Origin of the sequence: Vibrio clamense (genome assembly GCF_050337905.1) — a bacterium.
GTDB classification, from domain to species: domain Bacteria; phylum Pseudomonadota; class Gammaproteobacteria; order Enterobacterales; family Vibrionaceae; genus Vibrio; species Vibrio cortegadensis.
In genome coordinates, this window is record NZ_JAKJTJ010000028.1 from 28,344 (window position 1) to 53,202 (window position 24,859).

The 24,859-nt window shown below is 40.9% G+C and carries 18 protein-coding genes; 7 read left to right on the forward strand and 11 right to left on the reverse strand.

Annotation, left to right across the window (positions count from 1 at the left end):
- Nucleotides 1-72: 72 nt before the first annotated feature.
- From L4C39_RS15875 to L4C39_RS15895, 5 genes are all read right to left on the reverse strand, one after another.
- Nucleotides 73-912, reverse strand: coding sequence for an amino acid ABC transporter permease (locus tag L4C39_RS15875; RefSeq protein ID WP_429746942.1), 840 nt, complete (start codon nucleotides 910-912; stop codon nucleotides 73-75).
- Between the two features lie 192 nt (nucleotides 913-1,104).
- A complete protein-coding gene (locus L4C39_RS15880) occupies nucleotides 1,105-1,932 on the reverse strand; it encodes a transporter substrate-binding domain-containing protein (protein WP_429746856.1) in 828 nt (275 codons plus the stop codon).
- A 25-nt stretch (nucleotides 1,933-1,957) separates the two neighbouring features.
- Entirely contained in the window at nucleotides 1,958-2,755 is a 798-nt protein-coding gene (locus L4C39_RS15885) for an amino acid ABC transporter permease (protein ID WP_017053140.1), read from the reverse strand.
- A gap of 16 nt (nucleotides 2,756-2,771) precedes the next feature.
- Nucleotides 2,772-3,488: an amino acid ABC transporter ATP-binding protein gene (locus L4C39_RS15890; protein WP_029203433.1), complete on the reverse strand. Its 717-nt coding sequence runs from the start codon at nucleotides 3,486-3,488 to the stop codon at nucleotides 2,772-2,774.
- A 307-nt stretch (nucleotides 3,489-3,795) separates the two neighbouring features.
- Nucleotides 3,796-4,944 carry an iron-containing alcohol dehydrogenase gene (locus tag L4C39_RS15895; protein WP_017053138.1) on the reverse strand — a complete coding sequence of 383 codons (1,149 nt, stop codon included), beginning with the start codon at nucleotides 4,942-4,944 and terminating at the stop codon, nucleotides 3,796-3,798.
- 203 nt (nucleotides 4,945-5,147) lie between these two features.
- On the opposite strand from L4C39_RS15895, the gene L4C39_RS15900 reads away from it, so the two are divergent.
- Both L4C39_RS15900 and L4C39_RS15905 read left to right on the forward strand, forming a co-directional pair.
- Entirely contained in the window at nucleotides 5,148-6,026 is an 879-nt protein-coding gene (locus L4C39_RS15900) for an AraC family transcriptional regulator (RefSeq protein ID WP_136995738.1), read from the forward strand.
- Between the two features lie 424 nt (nucleotides 6,027-6,450).
- Nucleotides 6,451-9,615, forward strand: a complete 3,165-nt coding sequence (locus L4C39_RS15905) for a chitinase C-terminal domain-containing protein (protein WP_429746859.1) — start codon at nucleotides 6,451-6,453, stop codon at nucleotides 9,613-9,615.
- 122 nt (nucleotides 9,616-9,737) lie between these two features.
- On the opposite strand, the gene L4C39_RS15910 is transcribed toward L4C39_RS15905, so the two are convergent.
- From L4C39_RS15910 to L4C39_RS15925, 4 genes are all read right to left on the reverse strand, one after another.
- Nucleotides 9,738-11,636 carry a sensor domain-containing diguanylate cyclase gene (locus tag L4C39_RS15910; protein WP_429746861.1) on the reverse strand — a complete coding sequence of 633 codons (1,899 nt, stop codon included), beginning with the start codon at nucleotides 11,634-11,636 and terminating at the stop codon, nucleotides 9,738-9,740.
- 274 nt (nucleotides 11,637-11,910) lie between these two features.
- Entirely contained in the window at nucleotides 11,911-13,659 is a 1,749-nt protein-coding gene (locus L4C39_RS15915; RefSeq protein WP_261889809.1) for a formate--tetrahydrofolate ligase, read from the reverse strand.
- 241 nt (nucleotides 13,660-13,900) lie between these two features.
- Nucleotides 13,901-15,205, reverse strand: coding sequence for an inosine/guanosine kinase (locus L4C39_RS15920; protein WP_017053133.1), 1,305 nt, complete (start codon nucleotides 15,203-15,205; stop codon nucleotides 13,901-13,903).
- Between the two features lie 129 nt (nucleotides 15,206-15,334).
- On the reverse strand, nucleotides 15,335-15,811 hold the full coding sequence (locus L4C39_RS15925; RefSeq protein ID WP_429746944.1) for a CreA family protein: 477 nt from the start codon (nucleotides 15,809-15,811) through the stop codon (nucleotides 15,335-15,337).
- Between the two features lie 350 nt (nucleotides 15,812-16,161).
- Between L4C39_RS15925 and L4C39_RS15930 the strand changes: the two genes are divergently transcribed.
- The 3 genes from L4C39_RS15930 to L4C39_RS15940 all read left to right on the forward strand — a co-directional run bounded on the left by L4C39_RS15930 (nucleotide 16,162) and on the right by L4C39_RS15940 (nucleotide 19,408).
- A complete protein-coding gene (locus tag L4C39_RS15930) occupies nucleotides 16,162-16,671 on the forward strand; it encodes a hypothetical protein (RefSeq protein ID WP_029203432.1) in 510 nt (169 codons plus the stop codon).
- Between the two features lie 67 nt (nucleotides 16,672-16,738).
- Complete coding sequence (locus L4C39_RS15935) at nucleotides 16,739-18,538, forward strand: HD domain-containing phosphohydrolase (protein ID WP_429746864.1); 1,800 nt, start codon at nucleotides 16,739-16,741, stop codon at nucleotides 18,536-18,538.
- Between the two features lie 189 nt (nucleotides 18,539-18,727).
- Nucleotides 18,728-19,408, forward strand: a complete 681-nt coding sequence (locus tag L4C39_RS15940) for an HAD-IA family hydrolase (protein WP_429746866.1) — start codon at nucleotides 18,728-18,730, stop codon at nucleotides 19,406-19,408.
- Between the two features lie 494 nt (nucleotides 19,409-19,902).
- Here L4C39_RS15940 and L4C39_RS15945 read toward each other — a convergent pair whose 3' ends face one another.
- Nucleotides 19,903-21,333: a methyl-accepting chemotaxis protein gene (locus tag L4C39_RS15945; protein ID WP_029203431.1), complete on the reverse strand. Its 1,431-nt coding sequence runs from the start codon at nucleotides 21,331-21,333 to the stop codon at nucleotides 19,903-19,905.
- A 151-nt stretch (nucleotides 21,334-21,484) separates the two neighbouring features.
- On the reverse strand, nucleotides 21,485-22,687 hold the full coding sequence (locus L4C39_RS15950) for an aromatic amino acid transport family protein (protein ID WP_017053127.1): 1,203 nt from the start codon (nucleotides 22,685-22,687) through the stop codon (nucleotides 21,485-21,487).
- 391 nt (nucleotides 22,688-23,078) lie between these two features.
- Between L4C39_RS15950 and L4C39_RS15955 the strand changes: the two genes are divergently transcribed.
- Nucleotides 23,079-23,204, forward strand: coding sequence for a hypothetical protein (locus tag L4C39_RS15955; RefSeq protein WP_017053126.1), 126 nt, complete (start codon nucleotides 23,079-23,081; stop codon nucleotides 23,202-23,204).
- A 266-nt stretch (nucleotides 23,205-23,470) separates the two neighbouring features.
- On the forward strand, nucleotides 23,471-24,742 hold the full coding sequence (locus tag L4C39_RS15960) for a DEAD/DEAH box helicase (protein ID WP_429746869.1): 1,272 nt from the start codon (nucleotides 23,471-23,473) through the stop codon (nucleotides 24,740-24,742).
- Nucleotides 24,743-24,859: the final 117 nt, after the last annotated feature.

Genomic DNA, 24,859 nt, shown 5'->3' on the forward strand with positions numbered 1-24,859 from the left:
CGAAACACCGATGGTTAATTCAATTCCTTAGGGATATTAGTTAGCCATTGGTGCTGATCATTGAATCGATCGTTACCGCTGTAAGTAGCGCTGACTCTTTTTCTCTATTCGGCTAAAAATAAGAGAAAGTGAGAAGCACAAAATAAAATACGCAAGCCCCACAATGAGCCAAATTTCAAAAATTAACCCCGATGAGTTGGCCATTTCAGTACCTACAAAGGTAAGCTCTTGAATCGAAATCAGTGCCACAATCGAACTGTCTTTAATTAATGAAATCGTCTGTCCAGCAAGCGGTGGTGTAATGGTGGTAATAACTTGTGGTGCGATAACATCTCGGTACTTTGACCACCGAGATAACCCAAGTGTTTCTGCTGCTTCCCATTGCCCCTTCGGAACATTTTGTAAGCCCGCTCTTACTATCTCTCCAATGTAAGCGGATGAGAGCAAACCAACACAAAGCACACCTGAGATAAGGTTCTCCCACAAATAACTGGGGCCAAATAGAGTGGCTTGTAACAGGTTAATGTTCCCATCATGCTCTCTTAATAAGGCTTCTAATCCTAATAACGGAATGAGTTGGTTTGAGATAAAGAAATAGAAAATAAAGACAAAAACCAAGGGTGGAATATTTCTCACCAATTGAATGAATGCTGTTGCTGGTGCGTTAAATATGACAGATCTTGAGTGGCGAGCTAAACCTAAGAGCGTGCCGAATAGCAAGGCCAGCACCATCCCCCAAATGGTAAGGCGAAGTGTGGAGAGTAACCCTTGGAAGAAATAGGGAAGGCTACCGTCTGCTCTTGAGGTAGTCAGTAGTTCAAAGGTTTCAGCCCAACGCCAATGATAATTAACACCTACAGATGAGCGGTAATATATCCATACGATAAATAAAGCTAAGATAGCCAGTAACATAGCGTCAAGTTTATTGATCTTCAAAAATGAAGTTCTATTGATATGACGTTGATGAGTTTTAGAAGAGCCCTGTAATTTTAGCTCATTCGAATTTGTCACTGCGCTACCTTATCTTTCATTGTCTTGGATAATTAAATAAGCGTAATTCGCTTGATGTTCTCTTTTAGAGACGCAAAATATTTATTTTCGCGGTTACTGTTTTTGAGCAATCTGGTTTTGCCAATCCAGCGTTGAGAACCAATATTCGTAGCGCTCGCTTAACCATCCATCTTCTGTTCGTGCTTGAATCCATTGGTTAAAGAACGCTTTTTTATCGTTTTCTCCTAGGCGTACCGCAAAGGCTTCATTACCTTTTGATAAGCGTTCAGTAAATGGCAGGAACAAGGTGTTAGAATGTTTAATTGTCTCGTGCTCAGGTTTTGGACTAGAGGCAATCACCGCATGCGCATTACCATTCAGCACTTCTTGGAATGCTTGAGCATCGTCATCAAATTGAAGTATTTTTGCTTTAGGGAAAGTTTCTCGTGCTACTTGAACCGTAAAAGCACCGCGACGAGCTGCGATTTTTACGCGGCGAGAGTTGAAATCATCGAAGTGACTGAAACCATCTGCAAGTTCTTTGTTTGCCGTAAGTTGAACACCGGAGTGGGAATAGGGGGTAGAGAAGAGCACACTTTTTTCACGCTCACTGGTGATCGACATGCCACCAATGATCACATCAAACTTTTTAGCTAGCAGTGCAGGTATGATCCCATCCCACGATGTTGGCACAAACTCTACTTTCCAGCCTGAATCTTTTGCAAGCCTTTTGGCTACGTCGATTTCAAACCCAATCAATTCACCTTGTTTATTACGCATTGCCCAAGGAACAAACGTCGACATACCGACACGCAGCGTTCCTCGTTGATTGATTTTATCAAGGTTAGGTGTTGTATCGGGAGTCCCGCTGTTTTGGGCGAGTGTGGGTAGGCTAATGGCCAATCCTAAAAGCGTTGTAATAGCAGTTTTAAATAGCTTCATGCTGAGAGTTCCTTTTTCTTGTCAATTACGAGCTACGCCAGTTTGCCCCGAGTCGATGCTCGAACCACGCTGAAATGCCAGATAGTGATAAAGTCAGTAAAAGATAGATTGCAGCAACAGTAAACCAAATTTCAAAGGGGAGTGCTGTTTCAGATACGATATTTCTTGCCTCGGTGGTGAGATCGAAAATAGCCATGACGCTGACGATAGACGAATTCTTGACCAGAGAAACTACTTCATTCGTCAGTGGCGGAAGTGTTTTTTGCAACATTTGCGGTAAGATAATATCCCTGTAGGTTGATAATTTTGATAAGCCGAGAGAGTGTGCGGCTTCAAATTGACCTTGAGGGATACTGTTTAATCCGGCCCTGAATACCTCTGCGGTATAAGCGCCTTGAAATAGCGCTAGAGCGAGAATGGCGGTAGAGAATCGGTCGAGCCCGATGACTGGTCCAAAGACAAAGTACAGCAAGTAGATTTGCACAAGCAGAGGAGTATTACGTATTAATTCAATGTAACTTTTTGCTAAACAGCGGCCTACAATGGAATCAGATAAACGTAATAGGGCAGCAGTCATGCCTATAACCAGTGTTGCGATTAAGCTAAGCCCTGATATTTTTAGTGTAACTAGCAAACCTTCTATTAATTCTGCTGGCCACCATTCGCCATCTTCAAAATAGAAAAGGTAATCAGGTATTCGCTGCCATTGCCATTGGTATCCCATTGCTTGTGCGCCAGAATCAAGTAACCACATCATACCGATAATGAGCAAAGTGATTTGCAGTAAGGCCGAAAGTACGGGAGCTAAGATACGTTTAACCATCAGTTTTCCGTTACCGCTAATAGCTTAATATTTGAGTTAAGAAAGCTTGAGTTCTCGGATGCTGTGGTGAAGAGAAAAGCGCTTCCGGTGGTGCGGTCTCTAATATTTCACCTTGATCCATAAATACGACTTTGTCAGCAACTTGTCTTGCGAAACCCATTTCATGAGTTACACAGATCATTGTGATTCCCTCTTTTGCCAACTCAACCATCACATCAAGGACTTCATTGATCATTTCAGGATCGAGAGCTGAAGTGGGTTCATCAAAAAGTAAGAGGTCTGGTTTCATGCATAATGAACGTGCGATGGCGACCCTTTGCTGTTGACCACCAGACAGCTGGGCAGGATATTTATCGGCTTGTTCAGCTATGTGCACACGGTTAAGAAAGCCCATAGCTAACTCTGTCGCATCTTGCTTGCTTAAATTTAGAGTTCGCATTGGTGCTAACGTGAGGTTTTCGAGAACAGTCAAGTGAGGAAAAAGATGGAAGTGTTGGAAAACCATGCCGATTTGACCGGGTTTAATCGCTTTAGAGCCAGCTGGATGAGATAAAACCATCAACTCACCAGAGTCATAAGACTCTAATTGATTGATGCAACGTATTAGTGTGGATTTTCCTGAGCCTGATGGGCCGCAAATGACGACAATTTCACCTTTCTTAACCTTGAAGTCTATCGACTTTAACGCTTGAAAATCGCCAAACCACTTATTAAGTTGAGTAAATTCAACCATATCTTCTGATTTTATTTGCATGGTCACTTATTTTGAGACTTATAGGTTATACCTTAACAATATCATTAGGTATTTGCACTTGGAAATCTGTATATAGCCTGAAATAAGTTATTGATAGTGTTATTAAAGTGCTTCTATCAATGTCGACGTTAGATTGAGTAAATCAGATGAGAATTTCGAAAATAAAAAAATCGACGAGTGTTATCTCGTCGATTTTAAATAATCAATGTAAACTAAGCATTGTATTTGTCGTAGTCACTAAAATTCACAATGCTTTGTTTAAAGACATCCGTATAGATGTGAATAACTACAGAACCGCTTCGTTTAGAATTTCACGTGTACGTTCTAACGTAATGGCTTGGTTTTCACCAAGTTGTAAGTAACCGTGAGATTCAAGTTGGCTAACAACCGCTTCGATTGCTGATGCTTTATCATCGCCGTGATCGGTTAATTTTGTTGGAACTTCTAGGCTATGGTAGAAAGCTTCAATCTCAACAATTGTACGCTCAGCTAGATCATCACTAGCTTCAAGACCAAAGACGTTTTTACCCATTTGCTCAAGATTTCCGCGTTTTGCTTCAATTTGGTTACGTAGTAGCGCAGGTTGAACAATAGCAAGTGAACGTGCGTGATCGACTTTCCATAGAGCGGTAAGTTCGTGACCGATCATGTGCGTTGCCCAATCTTGTGGAACGCCAGTACCAATCAAGCCATTTAGAGCTTGGTTTGCTGACCACATAAGGTTTGCACGCCACATGTCGTTATCACGCTCAGCATACTGTTCGCCAAGAGTTTTTAATGAACGAAGCAGAGTTTCTGCGTAGCCATCTTGAACCATCGCACCTGTTGGGCGAGTAATGTATTGCTCACAAACGTGAACCCAAGCATCAACAATACCATTAACTAACTGACGCTCTGGTAGTGTTTTCATTACATCTGGGTCCATAACTGCAAATTTTGGTTGAACCGCCGGAGCCATGAATGCCAACTTGTCTTGAGTCGCTGCACGAGTAATTACTGCCCCCATGTTTGATTCAGAACCTGTTGCAGGCAAAGTTAAAATTGCGCCAATAGGAGTCGCTTCAGTTACCTTATGTTTGCCTTCAAGAATGTCCCAGCCTTCACCAGCGTACTTCGCGGCAGCGGCAACATATTTAGAACCATCAATAACAGAACCACCACCAACAGCAAGGATGTAATCAATCGCTTGCTCTTTAACGATAGCAACGGCTTTATCTAGTGTTTCTTTTGTTGGGTTAGGTTCAACACCTGAAAATTCAACCCATGAGTGACCTTCTAAAGCTTCAGTTACTTGATCGTATACACCGTTCTTTTTGATTGAACCGCCGCCATAAATCACGAGAACTTTTTGGTCTTGTGGAATGGCAGATTTAACTGCTTCGATTTGACCTTGACCAAAATGGATAAGAGTAGGGTTTACATAAGAGAATTTCATTGCTGTGACCTCAAGTGTTTATTCGTGAGTTTGTTATAACTCAGGCTTATTCTTATGTCGTATTTATCCAACACGACTTTATACTGTGCATAATAGTACGGCATTGATGGCTAAAAAAGGCTAATTCATCCAATTTTGTTGCCTATTTCTATAATTGTCGTAATCTGTGTCTGTAGTTGACCAGAATATACGATAGGTACGGTATGAGTGAATTAGGTGCGTTAATGCAATCTTTTGTGGATCATAAAGGATGGCATGATTTAGAAGGTATTCGTGAAACGGTGATCCCCGGAGTTCACTTTTATCGCAGCAGTTTAGGGAATCAACGTCAGCCTTTTATCTATCAATCTGGCATCATTGTCATGGGGCAAGGGCATAAGAATATTCATATAGGCAATCAACCTGTCTCGTATGGGCCTGATGACTACCTAGTTGTAGGTGTTCCTATGCCTTTAGAGTGTGAAGCTTTGCCACAAGATGAAGAACCACTGCTCGGGTTAACGATCAGCATTGATTCCAAGATCCTCAATCGTATCGTTCGAAGACTAGAAGAACTTGGTTTTCAGAATACGCGGCAGTGTAAGCAAGAGAACTGCGGCCTGAAATCGGTACGGATGGAAAACGACATGTTAGAGAGTTGCAAACGCATGATGCTCGCTTTACATAACGATCTTGAAGCCAAAGTTCTTGGTGAATCTTTGTTAGAAGAGATTGTTTATCGCGCACTCACAAGCTCTGAAGGTTACGTGTTGTTTGAGCTTGCACACCATGATGGGCATTACGCACGAGTTGCAAAGGCATTAAGTAAAGTCCATAAAGAGTATTCAGATTCATTGACGGTACAAGAACTAGCAGAGGAAGCGAATATGAGTATTTCTGCTTTTCATCAGGCTTTTCGTTCTGTCACCTTAGAATCGCCACTGCAGTATTTGAAAAAAGTAAGATTGAATAAAGCCCGAGAGTTGATCCAATTTGAAGGAAAGCGTGTCAATGAAGCTGCTAGGTTGGTTGGTTATAGTAGTTCATCACAATTTAGTAGAGAATTTAAACGTCACTTCAACTCGACTCCGAAAGGTGCATAAACCATGTATTTGTAGAATATGAGTTATAGTATTTGCAGAATATGAGCTATAAATGAAAAGAGGAAAAAAAATCCATTAAATTTACTCTTTTAATGTTCTGGTTCTCTGCAATAATATCCAAAGCTTAATCGTAAAGCTGTTTTAGTTCCCTAGAAGTACTAGTCATGCTTCAACTCGAAACCACATCGAATCTGATGTGGTTTTTTATTGCAAAAAATCTTCGAAATATTTCTTATTGATGCAAAATAAGCCTCTGTTGTTGCACTGTTCACACAACATTTTGCGAGTGAATGTGTGAATCAGAATAAATCTAAGTGTTAAAAAACCTATCTAGCCTAAAGTTGCTTCACGCAGCGATTTAAGTCGTTGTCATCTTAAATATATCTTTTTAATACGTGGAACAATAAGTTAAGGGATAGGTATTATGCGTTTGAAAAACAAAGTAGCAAATACGAGTATGTTTGCACTTAGCACACTGACAGTTTCCTGCTTAATGGCTTTTAATAGCTACGCAGCCGTTGATTGTAATGCTATGGAAGTCTGGGATTCGGCAGAAGTATATACGGGCGGAGCAAAAGTTCAGCATCAAGGTAGTGCATATCAAGCAAATTACTGGAATCAAAATAATGATCCAACAAAGTTTTCTGGTGATTATGCCCAGTGGAAGTTACTTGATGTGTGTTCAGGGACAAGCCCTGTAGAGCCTAACCAGCTTCCGACAGCAAGTTTGACATCTCCAAGTATAAATGACGCGATTACGGCTGGTGATGTCGTTCAATTGGCTGCTGATGCAAGTGATATAGATGGAAGTATCGCATTAGTCGAGTTTTCTGTGGATGGCGTTATTGTAGGCGATAGCCGCTCTGCTCCTTATTTAGCAACTTGGGCCTCAACCGTTGGAGACCACTTATTTAGCGTCATTGCATATGACGACAAAGGTGGAGTGAGTAAAGAGAGCTCTGTGTTGATTACCGTTAATCCAGTTGCTTCTGATAACCTTCCACCTTCTGCTAGCCTTGTCCTTTCTGCTTCTCAAATCGATCTTAATTCAACCGTCACCTTGACTGCTACGGCTGAAGATTCAGATGGAAGTATTGATAAAGTAGATTTCTTTGTTGGAGGGCTCCTTGTCGGAACCGCCGCAAAAGCCCCATATGTTCTTGATTATACGGCTGTCAAAGTGGGTACATTAGCAGTATATGCAAGATCGACAGACAACGAAGGTGCAACGACTGACTCCTTCATCAGTGAATTGGTAGTGAAAGGAGATGCTGTCGCTAACACTTGCCGCCCAGATGGTTTGTATCAAACAGAGGGCGTGAATGTTCCATACTGCACGATTTATGATGACGAGGGGCGTGAAATTATGGGCGCTGATCACCCACGTCGTGTGATTGGTTATTTCACCAGTTGGCGTTCGGGGGATGATCCACAAGCCGCATACCTTGTAAAAGATATTCCTTGGGATCAGCTCACTCATATTAACTATGCGTTCGTGAGTATCGGCTCTGATGGCAAAGTGAATGTTGGAGACGTTAATGATCCAAATAATGCTGCCGTTGGCAAAGAGTGGGCTGGTGTTGAGATCGATCCAAATCTAGGTTTCAAAGGCCATTTTGGTGCGCTTGCGACTGCAAAACAGAAGCACGATGTGAAAACGCTTATCTCAATTGGAGGATGGGCTGAAACAGGAGGACATTTTGGCACCGATGGTAATAGAGTCGCAGATGGCGGATTCTATACTATGACGACGAATGCTGATGGTTCGATCAATAAACAAGGGATCGAGACATTCGCAACCTCTGCTGTTGAAATGATGAGAAAGTATCGCTTCGATGGTCTAGATATCGATTACGAGTACCCAACGTCTATGGCGGGAGCGGGTAATCCTGATGATAAGGCATTTATGGAGCCACGCCGACAGTATCTGTGGGCTTCTTATCAAGAGTTGATGAAGGTGCTGCGTGAAAAATTGGATGTCGCTTCTACGCAAGATGACCATCATTATATGTTAACCATTGCCGCACCGTCTTCTGGCTATTTGTTGCGTGGGATGGAGACATTTGATGTCACTAAGTACCTTGATTACGTCAATATTATGTCTTATGACTTGCACGGCGCGTGGAATGATCATGTTGGTCACAATGCTGCTTTGTATGACACAGGCAAGGATTCTGAACTCGCACAGTGGAATGTCTACGGAACGGCGGCATATGGCGGGATTGGCTATCTAAATACAGACTGGGCTTACCACTACTTTAGAGGTTCTATGCCTGCGGGACGAATCAATATTGGCGTTCCATATTACACTCGTGGTTGGCAGGACGTAACAGGAGGTGATAATGGCCTATGGGGCAGAGCGGCACTTCCTAATCAAGCTGAGTGTGCGGCAGGGACAGGAGAAGGTGAGAAAAACAATTGCGGTAATGGTGCAATTGGTATCGATAACATGTGGCACGATACCGACGCAAAAGGGAATGAAATGGGCGCGGGATCCAACCCGATGTGGCATGCTAAAAACTTAGAGAAAGGTATTTGGGGCTCTTATGCCGACGCATATAAGCTTGATCCTGTTAATGATCCCGCGGATAAATTTGTTGGTTCTTATGCTCGTCACTATGACAGTGTAGCCGTAGCCCCTTGGTTGTGGAATGCAGAGAAGGGCGTATTCCTTTCAACGGAAGATAAACAGTCTATCGATGTGAAAGCAGACTATGTTATCGATAAAGAGATTGGCGGCATCATGTTCTGGGAGCTCGCGGGGGACTATAACTGTTATATCCTTGATAACGCAGGAAATCGCACTAGTATTGATACTACTGAGCAAGCATGTACCAGTGGTAATGGTGAATACCATATGGGTAACACCATGACCAAAGCGATTTATGATAAATTTAAATCAGCGACACCGTATGGAAATAAGGTTGCGACTGGCGCAATACCAACAGAAAGCGTGGATATAGCGGTTTCGGTCGGTGGCTTTAAAGTTGGTGATCAAAACTACCCAATTAACCCTAAAGTGACCTTCACTAATAATACGGGTCATGCTCTACCTGGTGGCACAGAGTTCCAGTTTGACATTCCAGTATCCGCTCCAGACAATGCCAAAGACCAATCTGGTGGGGGCCTGACTGTTATTGCTTCAGGTCACTCACGTAGTGATAATATCGGTGGCTTAGATGGCACCATGCACCGTGTTGCATTCACATTGCCAGCTTGGAAAGAACTTCCAGCAGGTGGCGTTTATGAACTTGATATGGTCTATTACCTGCCAATTTCTGGGCCTGCGAACTACAGCGTGAATGTTAATGGTGTTGATTACGCATTTAAGTTCGAACAGCCTGATTTACCTCTAGGTGACTTTAATAACGGTAATGATGGAGACAATGGTGGAACAAACCCTGGAACTTGTGAGAGCTCTGGCGTTGGAATTTACCCGGACTTTCCGCAAAAAGACTGGGCGGGAAACCCTAGCCATGCAAATACAGGCGATAAACTGATCCATCAAGGCGTGGTGTATCAAGCTAATTGGTGGACCGCTTCAGTTCCTGGTAGTGATGGAAGTTGGACGAAAGTTTGTAATGTTTAATTTCAGGTAAATTTCTTTTACTTGAAACATTCAACGAAACGTAGATGAAGCGCCTCGATTAATATCGCGGTGCTTCATTTTTATATGAGATGGATGTGGCTTGTATATGGTGGAGAACTTGATTAAGCGATTTGATCAAACTCACTACTAGAAAACAGAGCAATTTTGTTTCGACCAGAAGATTTGGCATCATAAAGAGCAATGTCAGCGCATTTATAGGTGCGTTCTGAGCTCTCGATTATGTCAGTGACCCCGCCGCTAATAGTGATTTTTTCTTCAAAATGTAGAAATACCGCAACACGTAAACGATTCATAACGATCTCTGCTTCTGAAGTGGTTGTGTGGGGCATAATTACACCGAATTCTTCACCGCCAATTCGAGCGATAAAATCAGTTTCGCGACACTCTTTTTGAAGGATTTCTGTTACAACTTTAATCACCTTATCACCTTCATCATGTCCGAGTTTGTCATTCACTCGTTTGAAATGGTCAATATCAATGATGCCAAGACAAGACTTCGCCTGTTGAGGATAACGAACCACCCGTGCACACTCATTTTTTAATTCGAGATCAAATTTTCTTCTGTTCCAGCACCCCGCAAGTGGATCTTTTTCGCTTAAGGTTCTTAATCTATTTTCTAACTCTTTACGTTCTGTAATATCGACAAATGAGGCGACATAAAATTTAATGACATTGTTTTTGCCTGTAATGGCCTGAATTCTTAAAATCTCCGTTATCAAGGTTCCATCTTTACGCTTATTGATGACTTCTCCTTGCCACTGACCATCGGTCTGTAAATGACGCCACATATTAATAAAGAACTCTTGATTGTGATTCCCTGAGCTAAACAGTGACGGGCTCTTACCTTTTACTTCATCTAACGTGTAGCCACTTACTCTCGTAAATTCTTGATTAACAGTAATTATACGATTATTTTTGTCAGTAATGATGACTGCGGACATTCCATTCATTGCCGCCTTGGCTATTTTACTGTCAAGACAGTTTTTCTTGTGGGTTATATTCCACACGGTAAAGGATATGGATATGAAAACCAAAATAAAGAGTAAAGCCGCGACTTGCCACTTAAAATCCTCGATATTGTTCTTATAAGCTGAGACAAAATCGTCATTTTTATGAGTCACTAGCATATAAAGAGAGTCGTCAGAGAAATCAAACGGACAATAAATCTTAGAATAGGTCGTCCACTGTTTTCCGTTAAAGTAATTGCCGCTTTCATTTGATTGAATTAAAGACCACAACTCAGGTTGAGTGACTTTGAGAGTTTCCCCTTCTCTTTCTGAAATTAAATGTCCATATGCAGTGCTTTTTTTGCCACCAAGGAGAGTGTAACCATCGCCATTGATAATGGTAGTGTATCGATTTGTAAGGTGGTGAGCATGAAGGGTTGTCGATACGATATTGAGATTAAGGTTAGCAACGAAGTACCCCAAGCGATCACCTTTAACTGTGATTGGTACGATAAAGCGTAGAGTAGGGGATAGTGGTTGAGAAAATGTATTATTTTCCATTTCTAAATCAATGGAGTAAATGCCCACTTGGTTAGCTGACAAACTCGTTGCGTACTGAAAAAATTCACGGTTTGATTGATTCTGGAGGTGGCGTTCGTCAACAGGGAATGACCCTGATGAATCATAATTAACGCGCAAAACTTCCATGCCATCACTGTTAATGAAGCGGAGTTTTGAAAAATAACCTTGCCCATCAGCGATAAGTGCCCAAACATCATGAAGCACTTTTATATTTGTAGCGTTTGGTTCTTGTAGTGCTTGAAGTAAGACAGTAGAGGTAGCCATGTTTTTTGTGGATGCATGGAGCCTTTTAATTAGTTTACTGAAGTCATTTGAGATGGTTTCAAGTTGATAAAAGCTAGTTTTATTTATTTCATGCGCGTGTTTTGTATAAATGTTGTCATACTCTTTTACGACATAAATAGCTGGCACAATACTTAATGCAATAAATATTAATATAAATTGATAGATTGCTTTTGATATAAATGTCAACGTTTTCACCTCACCATAGTAATGATATATGGTACATTGTTTTGCGAGCTATTCATGTGATGTTGTACGCATATATTTGAGTGAATGTGTCAGATTGTGTGGATTTATGAATGGAGGTGTGGGCGCTAGTATTCTTCTCAAATCCGTATTATTGGTTTTTACACTGTAAATGGACGAAATTTGCTTCAATACAAGTAGGAACCAAAACAGAAAAGCCCCAGAGCCGAGTTGACTGCTGGAGCTTTCGTGCATGACTAGTGATAACTGAAATGGCTTAACTTAAGCCTGTAATATTACCTTCATCATCAAGATCTAAAGCCATGAACGCTGGCTTGTCAGGTAAACCTGGCATTGTCATTACATTGCCACACAAAGCATAAATAAACCCAGCACCTGAGCATAATTTTAACTCTCTAATATGAACGGTAAAATCATTAGGAGCACCTTTTACTGAAGGATCAGTGGATATAGATAATGGTGTTTTTGCTAAGCAAACCGCTAATTTGTCAAACCCTTGTACAGTCAACTGATGCAGTTGTTTCTTGGTAAGCTCTGAAAACTCGACACTTGTTGCACCATAGCCAATTTTGCAAACCGCCATTAACTTCTCTTCAATAGATTGTTCTAGTGTATATAACGAATTGAAGCTTTTCTCATTTTCGCACGCGATTGTGACGGCATTTGCGAGTTCAATTGCACCATTTCCGCCTTTCTCAAATGCTTCACTGATCGCGACAGAAACTTGCCCATCTAATGACTCAATCATCTCTTTCAAAACATTTAGTTCTTCGTCAGAGTCTTGAGGGAAGCGGTTAATGGCGACGACAGCAGGAATACCATAACGATTGACGTTGTTAATATGCCATTTTAGGTTTTCAAATCCTGCTTCTAGTGCATTTTGGTCAGGGCGAAATAACGATTCAGGAAGTGCCGCGCCAGGGCGGAGATCATAAAGACCCGAATTCGCTTTCAAGCCACGTAATGTTGCGACGATGACTGCACAATCAGGAGAGATTTTTGATGTTAGTGCTTTGATATTACACGCTTTTTCAAATCCCATGTCAGAACCGAATCCGCCTTCTGTAACAGTGTAATCGGCGAGTTTTAGAGCGATATTATCAGCAATAATAGAAGAGTTACCGTGAGCAATATTCGCAAATGGCCCTGAATGGATTAGCGTTGGTACGCCTTCGAGTGTTTGCATCAGTGTTGGCTCGATGGCATCTCGCATTGTTACTGCCATTGCTCCCGCGACTTGCAAATCTTCAGCGGTAATAGGTAAGCCCTCTAAATCATACGCCATAACAATATTACCAATACGATGGCGTAGATCTTTCAAATCCGCAGCAAGAGCTAAGATAGCCATGAGTTCAGATGCGGCCGAAATGTCGAATCCATCTTCGCGTTGATAGCCGTTAATCGTTTTTCCAGGTTCATTCTGACCAACGGTAATTATACGTAAAGCACGATCATTATGGTCGACAACACGCTTCCAGCAGACATTATTCGAATCAATCTTTAATGCTTTCAGTCCTGAACGTTGTTCAAATGCTTGGTAGCCTTCACGTTGTTCATGGTAAATACGAGCATCGATTGCTGCAGCTGCAAGGTTGTGGGCCGCGGTTACAGAATGAATATCACCAGTGAGGTGTAAATTTAACTCTTCCATCGGTGCTACTTGAGATAATCCACCGCCAGCGGCACCGCCTTTAACGCCAAAAACTGGTCCCATAGATGGCTGACGAATGCAGGCCATAACAGATTTTCCAATTTGGGCTAAGCCCTGAGACAAGCCGATCGTCGTGACTGTTTTACCTTCGCCAAGAGGGGTTGGCGTTATCGCAGTGACTAAGACTAATTTGCCATTAGGATTGTCTTCTAATCGTTTGATGGTTTGTAATGAGACTTTTGCTTTGTAAGGGCCATGAGATTGGAATTCAGACTGGAGAAGCCCCGCTTTAGTGGCGATCGCTTCAATGTTCGCTAATTTTGTTGCTCGACAGATATCAATATCAGATAGCATAAATGCCCCTTATTCTCACTTACTCAAGTTGCGTAATCGTTTGCGTCGGCATGATACGGCTATATCGTATTATGTAAAGAGAAAATTCTAGAGTTCTACACTATAAGAAATAAAACAATAAACTTTCTGCCTTAGATCAATATGAGATTGTTGTACCATATATTTTTCGTGTAACAATAATAAAGGCCACGTTATGTGGCCTTTATTTACATAGATAAAAGAAGTTTGATTTGAATCAGTATTACCTGTCCCAGTAAACCTCTTCCAAGCTATCTTCACGCTCTGGCAACGCACGAGCTAAACGAGGTGAGTGCTGAGTTAACACTTCGTAGCTTACGCGGTTTGCGTATTTACAAATTTGAGAGAGTGAAGAGTAGGTTAGGTAAGGCTGATCATGCTTTGATGAATTAGGAACGTTCATACAGTGATGGCTATTTGCCGCCATATCATGAAGAAGAGCAGAGAGCGCAGCATCTCCCGCACCATTGGTATTTTTTATTTCAAGCGGTCCACCCAAGTAAGGGCCGATATGCGAGTAAACTTTTACAGGTGTTTTACACTCCTGTTTACGCATAGCACGGCTGAATTCATATTTATTGAACTCAGGTATATTACCCGGCAGCAAAGCAAGTTCGGTTTCGCGCTTAACTGAATCCTCAATATAGCCAGCCATATAAAGCCCTACAGGGCCAGAAGTACAAAGAACCAAATCAACCCAATCAAGAGCTTTGTCTGCTGCAAGAAGAGGATCTTTCTCACCAGTGAGGGCTTCACCTTCTTCTTCATTCATCGCAATGATTGAAATGTTTTCTTTGATGTACTCTTGCCACCACTCTGCGTTACCTTCAATAACCCATTTAGTTCCAAGAGTTAGAACAACAGGTACATTCTGGCTTTTCGCGAGTTCAATAGCACGAGCAACAGCTTGTGGCATTGGGTCTTCAGGCTTACCACGCATTAGGTATGAAGATACAACCAATGCAGATGCTTTTTCGAATACATCTTCAGGAATACTATCTGGGCGAAGTTGATTCATTTCACCTTCATTGATTGCGAATGTTCGTTCGCCATCTTGAGAGATCAATGTATAGCAACGACCAATCGAACCTTCAACGGTTTGAAGATTATTGAGGTTCATGCGTGACGATGTACGGCAAAGATAACGGTAGGCAAAAGAACCGACTTCGATATTACGCGACATAACCCCAAGTAGAACGGACTTGCTATCTGCGAGTACTGAGTAGTTGTGCAGTGTATTACCAATTGTATCACCAGGGTACTGATGTGTAATAAGACCGCGTTCAACGAGCTCATCGTATAAAGCATCCGCTTTGCTCTCTTCTAAGACCAAAGAATGTCCTTTACTCAATTCGTACTTAGCAAGGAACTCATCATCTACACGAGCTTCAATATCGACAATGGTTTGACCAACACCAACAATAATCGGGCGATACAATTTTGGAGCTTGTTTCATCTGATTGACAAGTGGATCACGAGTGTGTGTTGGGAAATAATGCTTAGATTTACGCTGACCGGGAAACTTCATGATGAATAAAGGGGGCTTAGAAAATTTTCTGGATCATATCACAAAAGGGCAAAAGTACTTTCATTTTTATTACATATAGATGCGGTTGGCTATCTTACAACCAACCGCAAGAGAGATCATAAAAACAAGCTATTGAACATTTGAAGCCACAGTTGGTTCAGTATAAGCCTTCGTTCCCCAAAGTGGGACAGTCGAAAGGCTGTGTTTGAAACTACCGTCTGTTTCTTTCGTTGTATAAGACAAGTAAAGTAAAGTTTGGTTGTCAGCATCATAGATACGTCTAACTTTCATCGATTTAAAAAAGATACTTTTTGATTTTTTGAAGACAACTTCGCCGGATTTACTTTTATCAATTTTCGCGATCATATCAGGTGTAATGTCACCTGTTTGACGGCAAGATATTGAGCTGTCACTCGGGTCAGCGAGGCTAAAATCAGCTTCGATAGAGGCAATATGGCAAGTTACGCCTGTCACGATATCATCTTTGAGATTTTCTATTTTGATGTCTTTCATTGTGAAGAGGCCGAGAGATACGTCACCCACTTCGTTGTCAGAGCAGCCAACCAAAAAAACAGAAAGGCCAAGAGCGAATAGAATTTTCTTCATCATAAATCCTTAGATTTGAACTAGATTAATATATCTTACCACATTGGAGGTCGTCGATTTACATTAACCAAAAAATTGAAAGCCTTAGCCTCAACAGTTGAGTCTAGTCCAGTTTTAGAGATAAAAACCTGCTATGGTGTTGCCACTGAGCGTAGATGCAATGTAGATAAGGTACAAAACGATGAAGATAAAAGTGTTAGTTATAATTATGAGTCTTTGTGCTCTTTCTGCGTGTAGCTCAGCCCCAAAATCAAATTTATGCATACCGAAAAGCTGTGATATCTGGGGGTAATACGGCTTTTTCTTTCGTTAAATTGCAGCAATTTAAACAATTATTGGTAATTAAAAGAATGAATAAAACCACGCCAAACATCGTAGAAAAGAAAAACCACTGGTTACTTGGGCAAGTCGATGTGGACTTTCCAACATCTGAAAGCTTGTTGGGTAGAGATCTGTATGTAAAAAGCTTAGAAACTAAACATTATCAAGAGCTCGATACCATGCTTAGCCATGGGGATGATGTGGTTGATGAGATCTACTTGGTTGATTTTCATCGGCTGACGATTATGTTTTCTATAATCCAGTCTAAGAAATGGAAATTGGATCGCGACCAATCCAATATTATTGAATTTCTTACTCAGATTATTCTATCTTCTGATCATGAACTGTATGTTGGCTTTAAGTCCGGTGAGCCTGTGGCTGCGGCAATGGTTAGTTGTGATGATATTGAATGTCTCATATCAGATTTAGCATGGCACAATGATAATGAAGATGACATCGAGAAATTTACTTACCAGCTTTGGCGTTATTGGAAACAAAGTCACACTAATGATTGTGAAGTGTGGGTAGAGAAGCAGTAAAGGCTAGTAACAATTGTAATGTTTGAAGTATCATTAAAGTTCTCCCTCTAAAGTGGTACTTCAAAAAATGTCATTTGTATTGAAAATGAGTTTGTTGGCTTTTTTCAGTGCATTTTCTATGTTCCTTCAAGCTGAAGTGAATCAACTTTTAGAAGCAGCCAAAACTGTTGAGCATCCCTTCAAGCGGATCCTTATCATTCACTCATATGATCCTTCCTATCAGTGGACTCGTGATTTGCAAAATGGGATCGATAAAGCTCTGTCTTTAGCGTCAACACCTGTCAAAGTATCAGTTGAATATCTTGATACGAAAAGAATTAACACCAATGATTACTATCAAGAATTAGAGCGTTACTTTAGAGTTAAATACAATGCATACCCATTCGATGCAGTAATCGCAACTGATGATAATGCTGTTCGTTTATTAAATAAAACGAATATCGTCCCCAATAGAACGATTCCAATTATTGCTGTAGGCATAAATGATTTATCAGCACGATTAGATTCCGTCTCTGATTATACTGCAACTATTTATGAGCGAGATAATGTCGAAGGAAATATATCTGAAATAATAAAACACAGAAAAGATATAAAGAATATTTATTATTTATCTGACAGAAGTACGACCTCGGAATTAATTAGAAATAAGGCTTTACCGATTATATCTAATCTACCAGACGTCAATCTCGTCGAGGTGAGAGATCAAACGTTGAATGCTGCAGGGGATTTACTGTCAACAGTGTCGCCTGATGATGCAGTGATATTAACGCATTTTAATACAGAATTAGATAAAGGCATCTACCATACTTATGAGAATATCTCATCTGTGATTGGTAAGAAAAGTGCTGCCCCAGTTTTTGTCTTTTGGGATTTCTATATTATTAACGGTATTTTGGGTGGGTACGTGAACCATTCCGAAAATATGGGTGTAGAAGCGGTTCAAGCACTTGATCAGTATATTCCTATGAACTTTACTAAAGCTCTTAGCTTCCCTAATGTCAACCTTCTCACATTTGATTATGAGGTTATGATTAAGTTCGGGATAGAGCAGGAGCTATTGCCTAAATCCGTTGTCATTTTAAATAAGCCAAAATCATTTCTTGAAGATAATTTCAGATTACTTTTAGGTGCTGGGATTATTATTATTTCTTTGTTTCTAGTTATCATTACACAATCTGTCATGCTGAGACAAAAGCGTGAACTGGCAAAGAAGAACTCAAAAATTCTCTCTCTTCAAAAACGTACCGTTGGCGTACAAAAAGAGATGATCCATGTTCTAGGCGAAGCGATTGAAACTCGTTCTGGTGAAACGGGTAATCATGTTAAGCGTGTGGCAATGTTGTCTGCTCTGTTGGCCAAGCTGAAAGGTTTGAGCCATCGTGAAATTGAGATTATCGAAATCATTAGTCCTATGCACGATGTTGGAAAAATTGCCGTACCTGAGGCTATTTTAGACAAGCCAGGCAAATTGACAGCGAGCGAGTGGAAGATCATGCAGCAACATACCACGGTAGGCTTCAATCTGCTGAAGACGAGTAATGGTGACTTAACGAACTTAGCTGCCATTATTGCCAATGAGCATCATGAAAGGTGGGATGGTAATGGATATCCTCAACAAAAGTCCGGGACAAATATTCATATCTTTGCTCGTATCACTGCGATTGCCGATGTTTTTGATGCACTTCTAAGTCAACGTTGCTACAAAGATGCTTGGCCTATCGAGAGAGTCGTTGCATGGTTTGAAGCTGAACAGGGGTTGCAGTTTGATCCTGATTTGACCACTTTGTTGCTCGAAAACATCGAGGAGTTCGTCAAAATTCGAAATACCTACCCAGACGGTAACTCGAAAATCGTAAACGCAGTATAGAATATTTATTTGATGTTGGTATTTTCGTCAATATTTCACCTGAACGATCAATTTATTGCTCAATACAGTGACCAATATTCTATTTTGTAAAGCAAAACTTGGTCTCAAGATAAATCTGTTAGCTATGCACAGAATCATGCCAATGAATGAAATAGTATATAACTTAATGTTCGAAATATAGGGCAAGTTATGACTAAGAGAGCAATGCCAAGTTCAATAAAGTGTGTCATTTTCGATTGTGATGGAACGCTAATTGATAGTGAAAAGCTCTGTTGCCAAGCACTAGTGAATGTATTTACTTCATTTGGGGCAGAGTTAACTCTTCATGAAAGTATCGAGCATTTTCAGGGTGGAAAATTGGCAGATATTTTATCTGAAACTAATACCCGTGTTGGTTTAAATATTTCATTAGATGTTTTAGAACCAATGTATCGAGAGCAAGTTAGCCTCTTATTTCAAGCCGAGTTGAAGCCAATGAATGGCGCTAGATCACTTATTCAATTTTTAGAAAAAAATCAAATTGAGTTTTGCGTGGCATCAAATGGACCAAAAGATAAAGTGCAATATTCACTCTCTTTAACGGGTCTACTAGATAGTTTTGATGGGAAAATATTTTCAGCGTTTGATACCAATAGTTGGAAGCCAGAACCTGACCTAATTATGTATTCTGCGATGAGTATGGGTTTCTTGCCATCAGAATGTCTGTACGTTGATGACACAAAAAAAGGCGTGCAAGCAGGTGTTGATGCCGGAGTGAAAACAATCCAGCTATGTAATGGAATGTCTGCAACAAAAGTTGATTTGCCAAGTGTCACACACATCCATCACTTAGGTGAAATTGAGAGTTGGATTAGTGATACACACTGTTAGATAGATATACATATGTGTGTTGGCGTTGATGCTGAAAATGGTGATGGTTGTTTTTGATAATAGATTTGAATTGTTTGGTATGAAAACCACACGATCCACATGTAAACTTTTCACCACTTTCTGATAGTAGGTACTCGTCATGGTGGCAGAGCGGGCATACAACGTCATTGTTTAGTTCTGGTTTTATTTTTATCATATTGGATCCCTGGCAGCAAAAGTAAGGAAAATCCTTATCAATTAAGATTACTCCTTTTGTCTAACTTTTGAGCATACAAAAACTTATTTATGTGTAAAAAATGAGACGCGATTCAAGTACTGGTTATTGGAATGAAATAATGCTGTTATTGAGGTTGTTGAAAGTACCCAAAGTTGTCCATAGACGTAAACTTCGTCTAACTGCTTGCTCGATGTGAAGTACATTCTGAAGATGAATAGATAAAAATAAAGCGCTCACTGAGCGCTTTATTAGTAATGGGCACAAACGTTAGATCGGATTAAACCGTGCGGTAACGTTTCAGTACTTCTCCGAGTGAATTCGATGCTTTTGTAAGGTTCGAAATACCAGCCGAAGATTGTTCAGCAACAGATTTCAGGGTATTGGATTGAGTTCGGATATCACTTAACTCTGCGGCAATATCATTCGCTACTGCGCTCTGCTCTTCAGCAGACGTTGAGATTTGAATACTCATATCCATTAATGTGGTTGCTGAATTCGCAATTGAGCTCACATCACTTCCAATATCAGAAATTAAGTCGCTGCTTGTATGTGCTTGGCTAACTGTTTGCTGAGTGATATTGGCAATATTTTGGCTTTCTGATTGTAATTTCTCGATCATCGCTTGAATTTCGACAGTCGCTGCTTGAGTACGACTCGCTAAAGTTCTTACTTCATCTGCCACGACAGCAAAACCACGACCTTGTTCGCCTGCACGCGCTGCCTCAATGGCTGCGTTTAATGCGAGTAGGTTGGTTTGTTCAGAAATCGCATTAATGGTTGTGATAACTTCGTTTATTTGAGTCGTGTTTTCATTCAAGGTTGCTACTGAATTTGACGCTTGCTCGATATATTGAGACAGCTGGCCAATTTCATTAATTGCTTGCTGAACACGCTGGTGACTTGAAGCAACATGTTTAGCATCCTGATCGGTTTGTCCTGTCGCTTGCTGAGCAATGTTAGAGACTTCCTGAGCTGAGGCTGTCATCTGTTCCATTGCCGTTGCAACTGAATCTAAAGACGCATATTGATTGGTGATTTGTGCTTCGCTCTGCTTCATTTCGCCTTCAAACGAAGATGAAGTATTGCTAAGTGTTTCAGCACTCTCTTTAACGCTAACCACAAGTTCAGTTAGCGTATCCATCGATTTATCTAATGCGCAACCGATAGTGCCAAACTCATCACGTCCAGGGTGGAAGCCTAAGCGCGAAGTAAGATCACCCGCCCCAATTTTTTCAGTAGTACTAAATAGAACCCACAAAGCACCACCTAGGAAAGTCGCAACCCAGTACACAAAAATACCAAAAGGAACAGCCCAAAGGTAAGTTAGGAAAAATGAAGTTAAGGCCTGTTGTTTTTTATCGCCTTCAAGTTGTTTTACATTTTCTGTAAGGGTAAATGCTTGACCTGAAGAATGAGTAGCACTAACGGTAACCACACCATTTGTATATTGAGTTGATTGCACACCGTTACTTTTACGTAAAGAAGAGGCGGAAAGAACATCTAGATCTGAATTAGATAGCATTCCTTGCAGTTTGTATTCGGCAGCAGTGATAGATTGTGATTCAATTTGATCAATACTATTGAAATAACGAGCCCCAGCGGTTGCGGTCAACGCTACTAAAAAGAGTGCAAATATCACCCACATCTTGTCATTAATTGACATCTTTATAAATAGGCGATCAATCGTCCTAAATTGTACTTCCTTCATAAATGCTCCGCAGCAAAATTATATTGAGCCATTCTTACGAAATAGAGCACATTTTAATGTGCTCTATCGCACTTTCTTGTGAAACCCACAGTAAGTGACTTTTAATAAGTGTGATCTAAGTCATTAAAAGTTAAGTGTGAATTCAATCTAGTTAACCAAGCGGGCTTAGAATGCCAAAACTTATTAACAATTGAGCTCCAATGATAACACAGCCACAAATGCCACTAAAAACTAATGAAAGATTACCGCCTTTAACTTGGTAAAACTGATCATTATTGCCATTTTTTCTTACAGTATGAGCCATGACTGCAGGTAACAATACAGCAAGTATAGCAAGTGCTATGGCAGCGTACCCAAGTGCCATAATAAACCCTTGCGGGTAAAAGAGAGCGAAGCATAGTGGCGGAACAAAAGTAATAAGAGCAGACTGAACTCGATTTTTCGTACCTTGTTGTTTGTTAAGCGTATCACCCATGTATTCGAATAGGCCTAGGCTCACACCTAGAAACGAAGTTACTAGCGCAAGATCCGCAAAAACCCCAACAATGTTCGCTAAGTTGGAATTATGTACAGTTTGTGAAAGCGTGTTTAGTAACGCACTTAGGCCTGAATTGTTGACTAATACGGACTGGCTGATCACACCCAGTGTGACGATTTGCCATAAAATGTAAATAACCAGCGGTAGAGCAGAGCCAATCACGATCGCTTTCTTCAATGCTTTTGTTTCACCGCCCAAGTACTTCACAATAGCTGGAATACTGCCGTGGAAACCAAATGAGGTAAAAATCACTGGGATTGCCGCTACAACTAAACCTTGCTGCATAGGCATACTCAGAAGGTAAGACTCAGTGACATTTGGCGCAAGAAAGGTGAGTACGAACACCATGGCGACTAATTTTAATGTAAATAGTACGCGGTTTACCTTATCTACAGTACTTGTTCCGACAGTCACGACCATTGCGACAAGCAGAGTAAATAATAGGGTTCCTGAGGTTTGGTTCACGACACCCATATCTAGGCTGTTTAAACGTTCTGTAAATTGAGCGCCTCCACCCGCAATGTAGGCCGCACAGAGAGAGTAGAAAAGGAACAGCATGGAAAAGCTAGCAATAAACTTTCCTTTCGTACCCAAAATCTGTTTTGCGAGGGTATGGAGAGTTGCATCACTACCTGCGTATTGATGGACTTCTAGCATTAATAGTGCTGTGAAAGCCATTAGCCCCCAAAGAAAAAGCATTATGATGAGGGATGTTCCAAACCCGATGCCTGCTGATGCTAGTGGTAGAGCTAGCATACCAGCACCAATGGTGGTTCCAGCAATGATTAAAGTACTGCCAAAGATTTTTGATGTCATGAGTGTATTCTTAATTTTACATTTCAAGATGTTGTAGATACTTTTATTTGGCGGTTAGCCATTCTTGTGTGTCGTATCTACTGCTTTTATCGCATTTTGAAGAATAATTAAGTGCAAAGCAATCACTTTTGTACATTATTATTTCCTTTGTGTAATTTTTTGTTTACAGTCATTGTGTTGCACGGTAGTACAGTCATAAGCAAACGTTTACTTATGATGTTGTTCATATTAGTTTGAGAATTATCTTTAGATCGTTAGCAAACTGTCATATAAGGTAGATATAAAGGCACGGTGGCTTTTAAAAATAAACGATGGGTTTGTCGTCTTAAGATGATTTCACACACTGAACTAACAGCCCATCTATTTTGTGTACAAGAAATGGAGGTCAATAATGAGTGACCAAACAACCAATGAAGAGAGCTTGGAGCTCTTGGATGCAATCGAAATAGGCATCGACTTATCCGAATATGAGCAGGCAGTTGAAGAGCTTGCTGATAGCATTTTTGCAAATAAATAGATAACCGTTGTAGCCAGCACAATCATGTGCTGGCTAAATCTATATTAAAGGGCTCAGTAACTAAGAGCCATGTTAACTAAGAGCGATGGTAACTAACAGCTATAGCAATTGAGAACTTTAGCAATTAAAAACCATAGCAACTAAAAACCATAGCAATTAAGAACGGTAGTAACTAAAAACTACAGTAATTAAGAACCACAGTAATTCGTGAAAGCGATGAACAGTTTTGTTACAATCCGCGCCTCTTTGATATTTGAGCGCAATTCATGTCTGATACCACTCTTACCTTTGACCAATTAGGTCTTTCCAAATCAATACTCACAACACTGGCGAAACTGAATTTTTCGCAACCTACTAGCGTGCAAGAGCGCGCAATCCCTCATGTTTTAGCAGGAAAAGATGTATTAGCAGGCGCTCAAACGGGAACAGGAAAAACGGCCGCTTTTGGTTTCCCTATCATTCAACGTTTATCCCAGAATCCAATGGATAGAGAGTCTCATAGCAAAGTGGTTCGTTCGTTGATTTTGGTTCCGACGCGCGAGCTTGCTCAGCAGGTCTTTGATAATTTAGAAAGTTATGCCGAAGGTAGCAATGTTAAAGTCGTTGTTGCTTATGGTGGAACGAGTATGCATGTTCAAACAAAGAATCTACGAGGAGGTGCTGATATTTTGGTGGCGACTCCGGGGCGTCTTATTGATCACCTCTTTGTGAAAAACATTGTTTTAAACCAAACCGAAACTTTAGTGCTTGATGAAGCCGATCGTATGTTAGATATGGGGTTCATGCCTGATATCCAACGTATTCTTCGTCGAATGAACGATGAGCGTCAGACTTTATTTTTCTCGGCAACGTTTGATAAAAAGATAAAGAAAATAGCGCACGATATGATGCGTGATCCGACTGAAATACAAGTCACACCTTCAAATAGCACCGCAGATAAAGTGAAGCAACTTGTCTTTCCCGTTGATAAAAAACGTAAAAGCGAGTTATTGGCGTACCTTATTGGCTCTCGAAACTGGCAACAAGTTCTTGTCTTTACTAAGACTAAGCAGGGAACAGATGTGCTTGTCAAAGAGCTGAAATTGGACGGGATCAAAGCAGCATCCATTCATGGAGATAAGAGTCAAGGCGCACGTCAGAAAGCGCTCGATGATTTTAAATCAGGCAAAGTACGCGCTCTTATTGCGACAGATGTTGCCGCAAGGGGACTGGATATTCAGCAACTAGAACAAGTTGTGAACTTTGAATTACCTTACAAAGCGGAAGATTACGTGCATCGAATTGGGCGAACAGGCCGAGCAGGTAACGAAGGCTTAGCGGTATCACTAATGAGTAGGGACGAAGAATACTTACTTGAGGCGGTAGAAACGCTACTTGATACTCGCTTACCGCAAGAGTGGTTAGCTGGTTTTGAACCGAGTTTGCTTGGCGATGTTGAAGAAGATCGCACGCCACATAAAAAAGGACGCTCAGCCGACAAGCGCAAAATGAAGGCTAAGTTGAAAATTCATCAGAACCGAGGCAAAGCGAAGCGTTAAGAATTCGCCTGTGCGGATTTAGTCGTCGGGGTTTAGATAGGTGAGTTGATACGCGATAGTTTATGTGGATAGTATATGTGTATTGCTGAGACAGCTATCGGCTTTATCGACTTACAT

Excerpts from the sequence above, each read along its gene's own strand:
- L4C39_RS15875 (WP_429746942.1), bottom strand. The coding sequence starts at position 912 with ATGTTACTGGCTATCTTAGCTTTATTTATCGTATGGATATATTACCGC.
- L4C39_RS15880 (WP_429746856.1), bottom strand. The coding sequence starts at position 1,932 with ATGAAGCTATTTAAAACTGCTATTACAACGCTTTTAGGATTGGCCATT.
- L4C39_RS15885 (WP_017053140.1), bottom strand. The coding sequence starts at position 2,755 with ATGGTTAAACGTATCTTAGCTCCCGTACTTTCGGCCTTACTGCAAATC.
- L4C39_RS15890 (WP_029203433.1), bottom strand. The coding sequence starts at position 3,488 with ATGGTTGAATTTACTCAACTTAATAAGTGGTTTGGCGATTTTCAAGCG.
- L4C39_RS15895 (WP_017053138.1), bottom strand. The coding sequence starts at position 4,944 with ATGAAATTCTCTTATGTAAACCCTACTCTTATCCATTTTGGTCAAGGT.
- L4C39_RS15900 (WP_136995738.1), top strand. The coding sequence starts at position 5,148 with ATGAGTGAATTAGGTGCGTTAATGCAATCTTTTGTGGATCATAAAGGA.
- L4C39_RS15905 (WP_429746859.1), top strand. The coding sequence starts at position 6,451 with ATGCGTTTGAAAAACAAAGTAGCAAATACGAGTATGTTTGCACTTAGC.
- L4C39_RS15915 (WP_261889809.1), bottom strand. The coding sequence starts at position 13,659 with ATGCTATCTGATATTGATATCTGTCGAGCAACAAAATTAGCGAACATT.
- L4C39_RS15920 (WP_017053133.1), bottom strand. The coding sequence starts at position 15,205 with ATGAAGTTTCCCGGTCAGCGTAAATCTAAGCATTATTTCCCAACACAC.
- L4C39_RS15925 (WP_429746944.1), bottom strand. The coding sequence starts at position 15,811 with ATGAAGAAAATTCTATTCGCTCTTGGCCTTTCTGTTTTTTTGGTTGGC.
- L4C39_RS15930 (WP_029203432.1), top strand. The coding sequence starts at position 16,162 with ATGAATAAAACCACGCCAAACATCGTAGAAAAGAAAAACCACTGGTTA.
- L4C39_RS15935 (WP_429746864.1), top strand. The coding sequence starts at position 16,739 with ATGTCATTTGTATTGAAAATGAGTTTGTTGGCTTTTTTCAGTGCATTT.
- L4C39_RS15940 (WP_429746866.1), top strand. The coding sequence starts at position 18,728 with ATGACTAAGAGAGCAATGCCAAGTTCAATAAAGTGTGTCATTTTCGAT.
- L4C39_RS15945 (WP_029203431.1), bottom strand. The coding sequence starts at position 21,333 with ATGAAGGAAGTACAATTTAGGACGATTGATCGCCTATTTATAAAGATG.
- L4C39_RS15950 (WP_017053127.1), bottom strand. The coding sequence starts at position 22,687 with ATGACATCAAAAATCTTTGGCAGTACTTTAATCATTGCTGGAACCACC.
- L4C39_RS15955 (WP_017053126.1), top strand. The coding sequence starts at position 23,079 with ATGAGTGACCAAACAACCAATGAAGAGAGCTTGGAGCTCTTGGATGCA.
- L4C39_RS15960 (WP_429746869.1), top strand. The coding sequence starts at position 23,471 with ATGTCTGATACCACTCTTACCTTTGACCAATTAGGTCTTTCCAAATCA.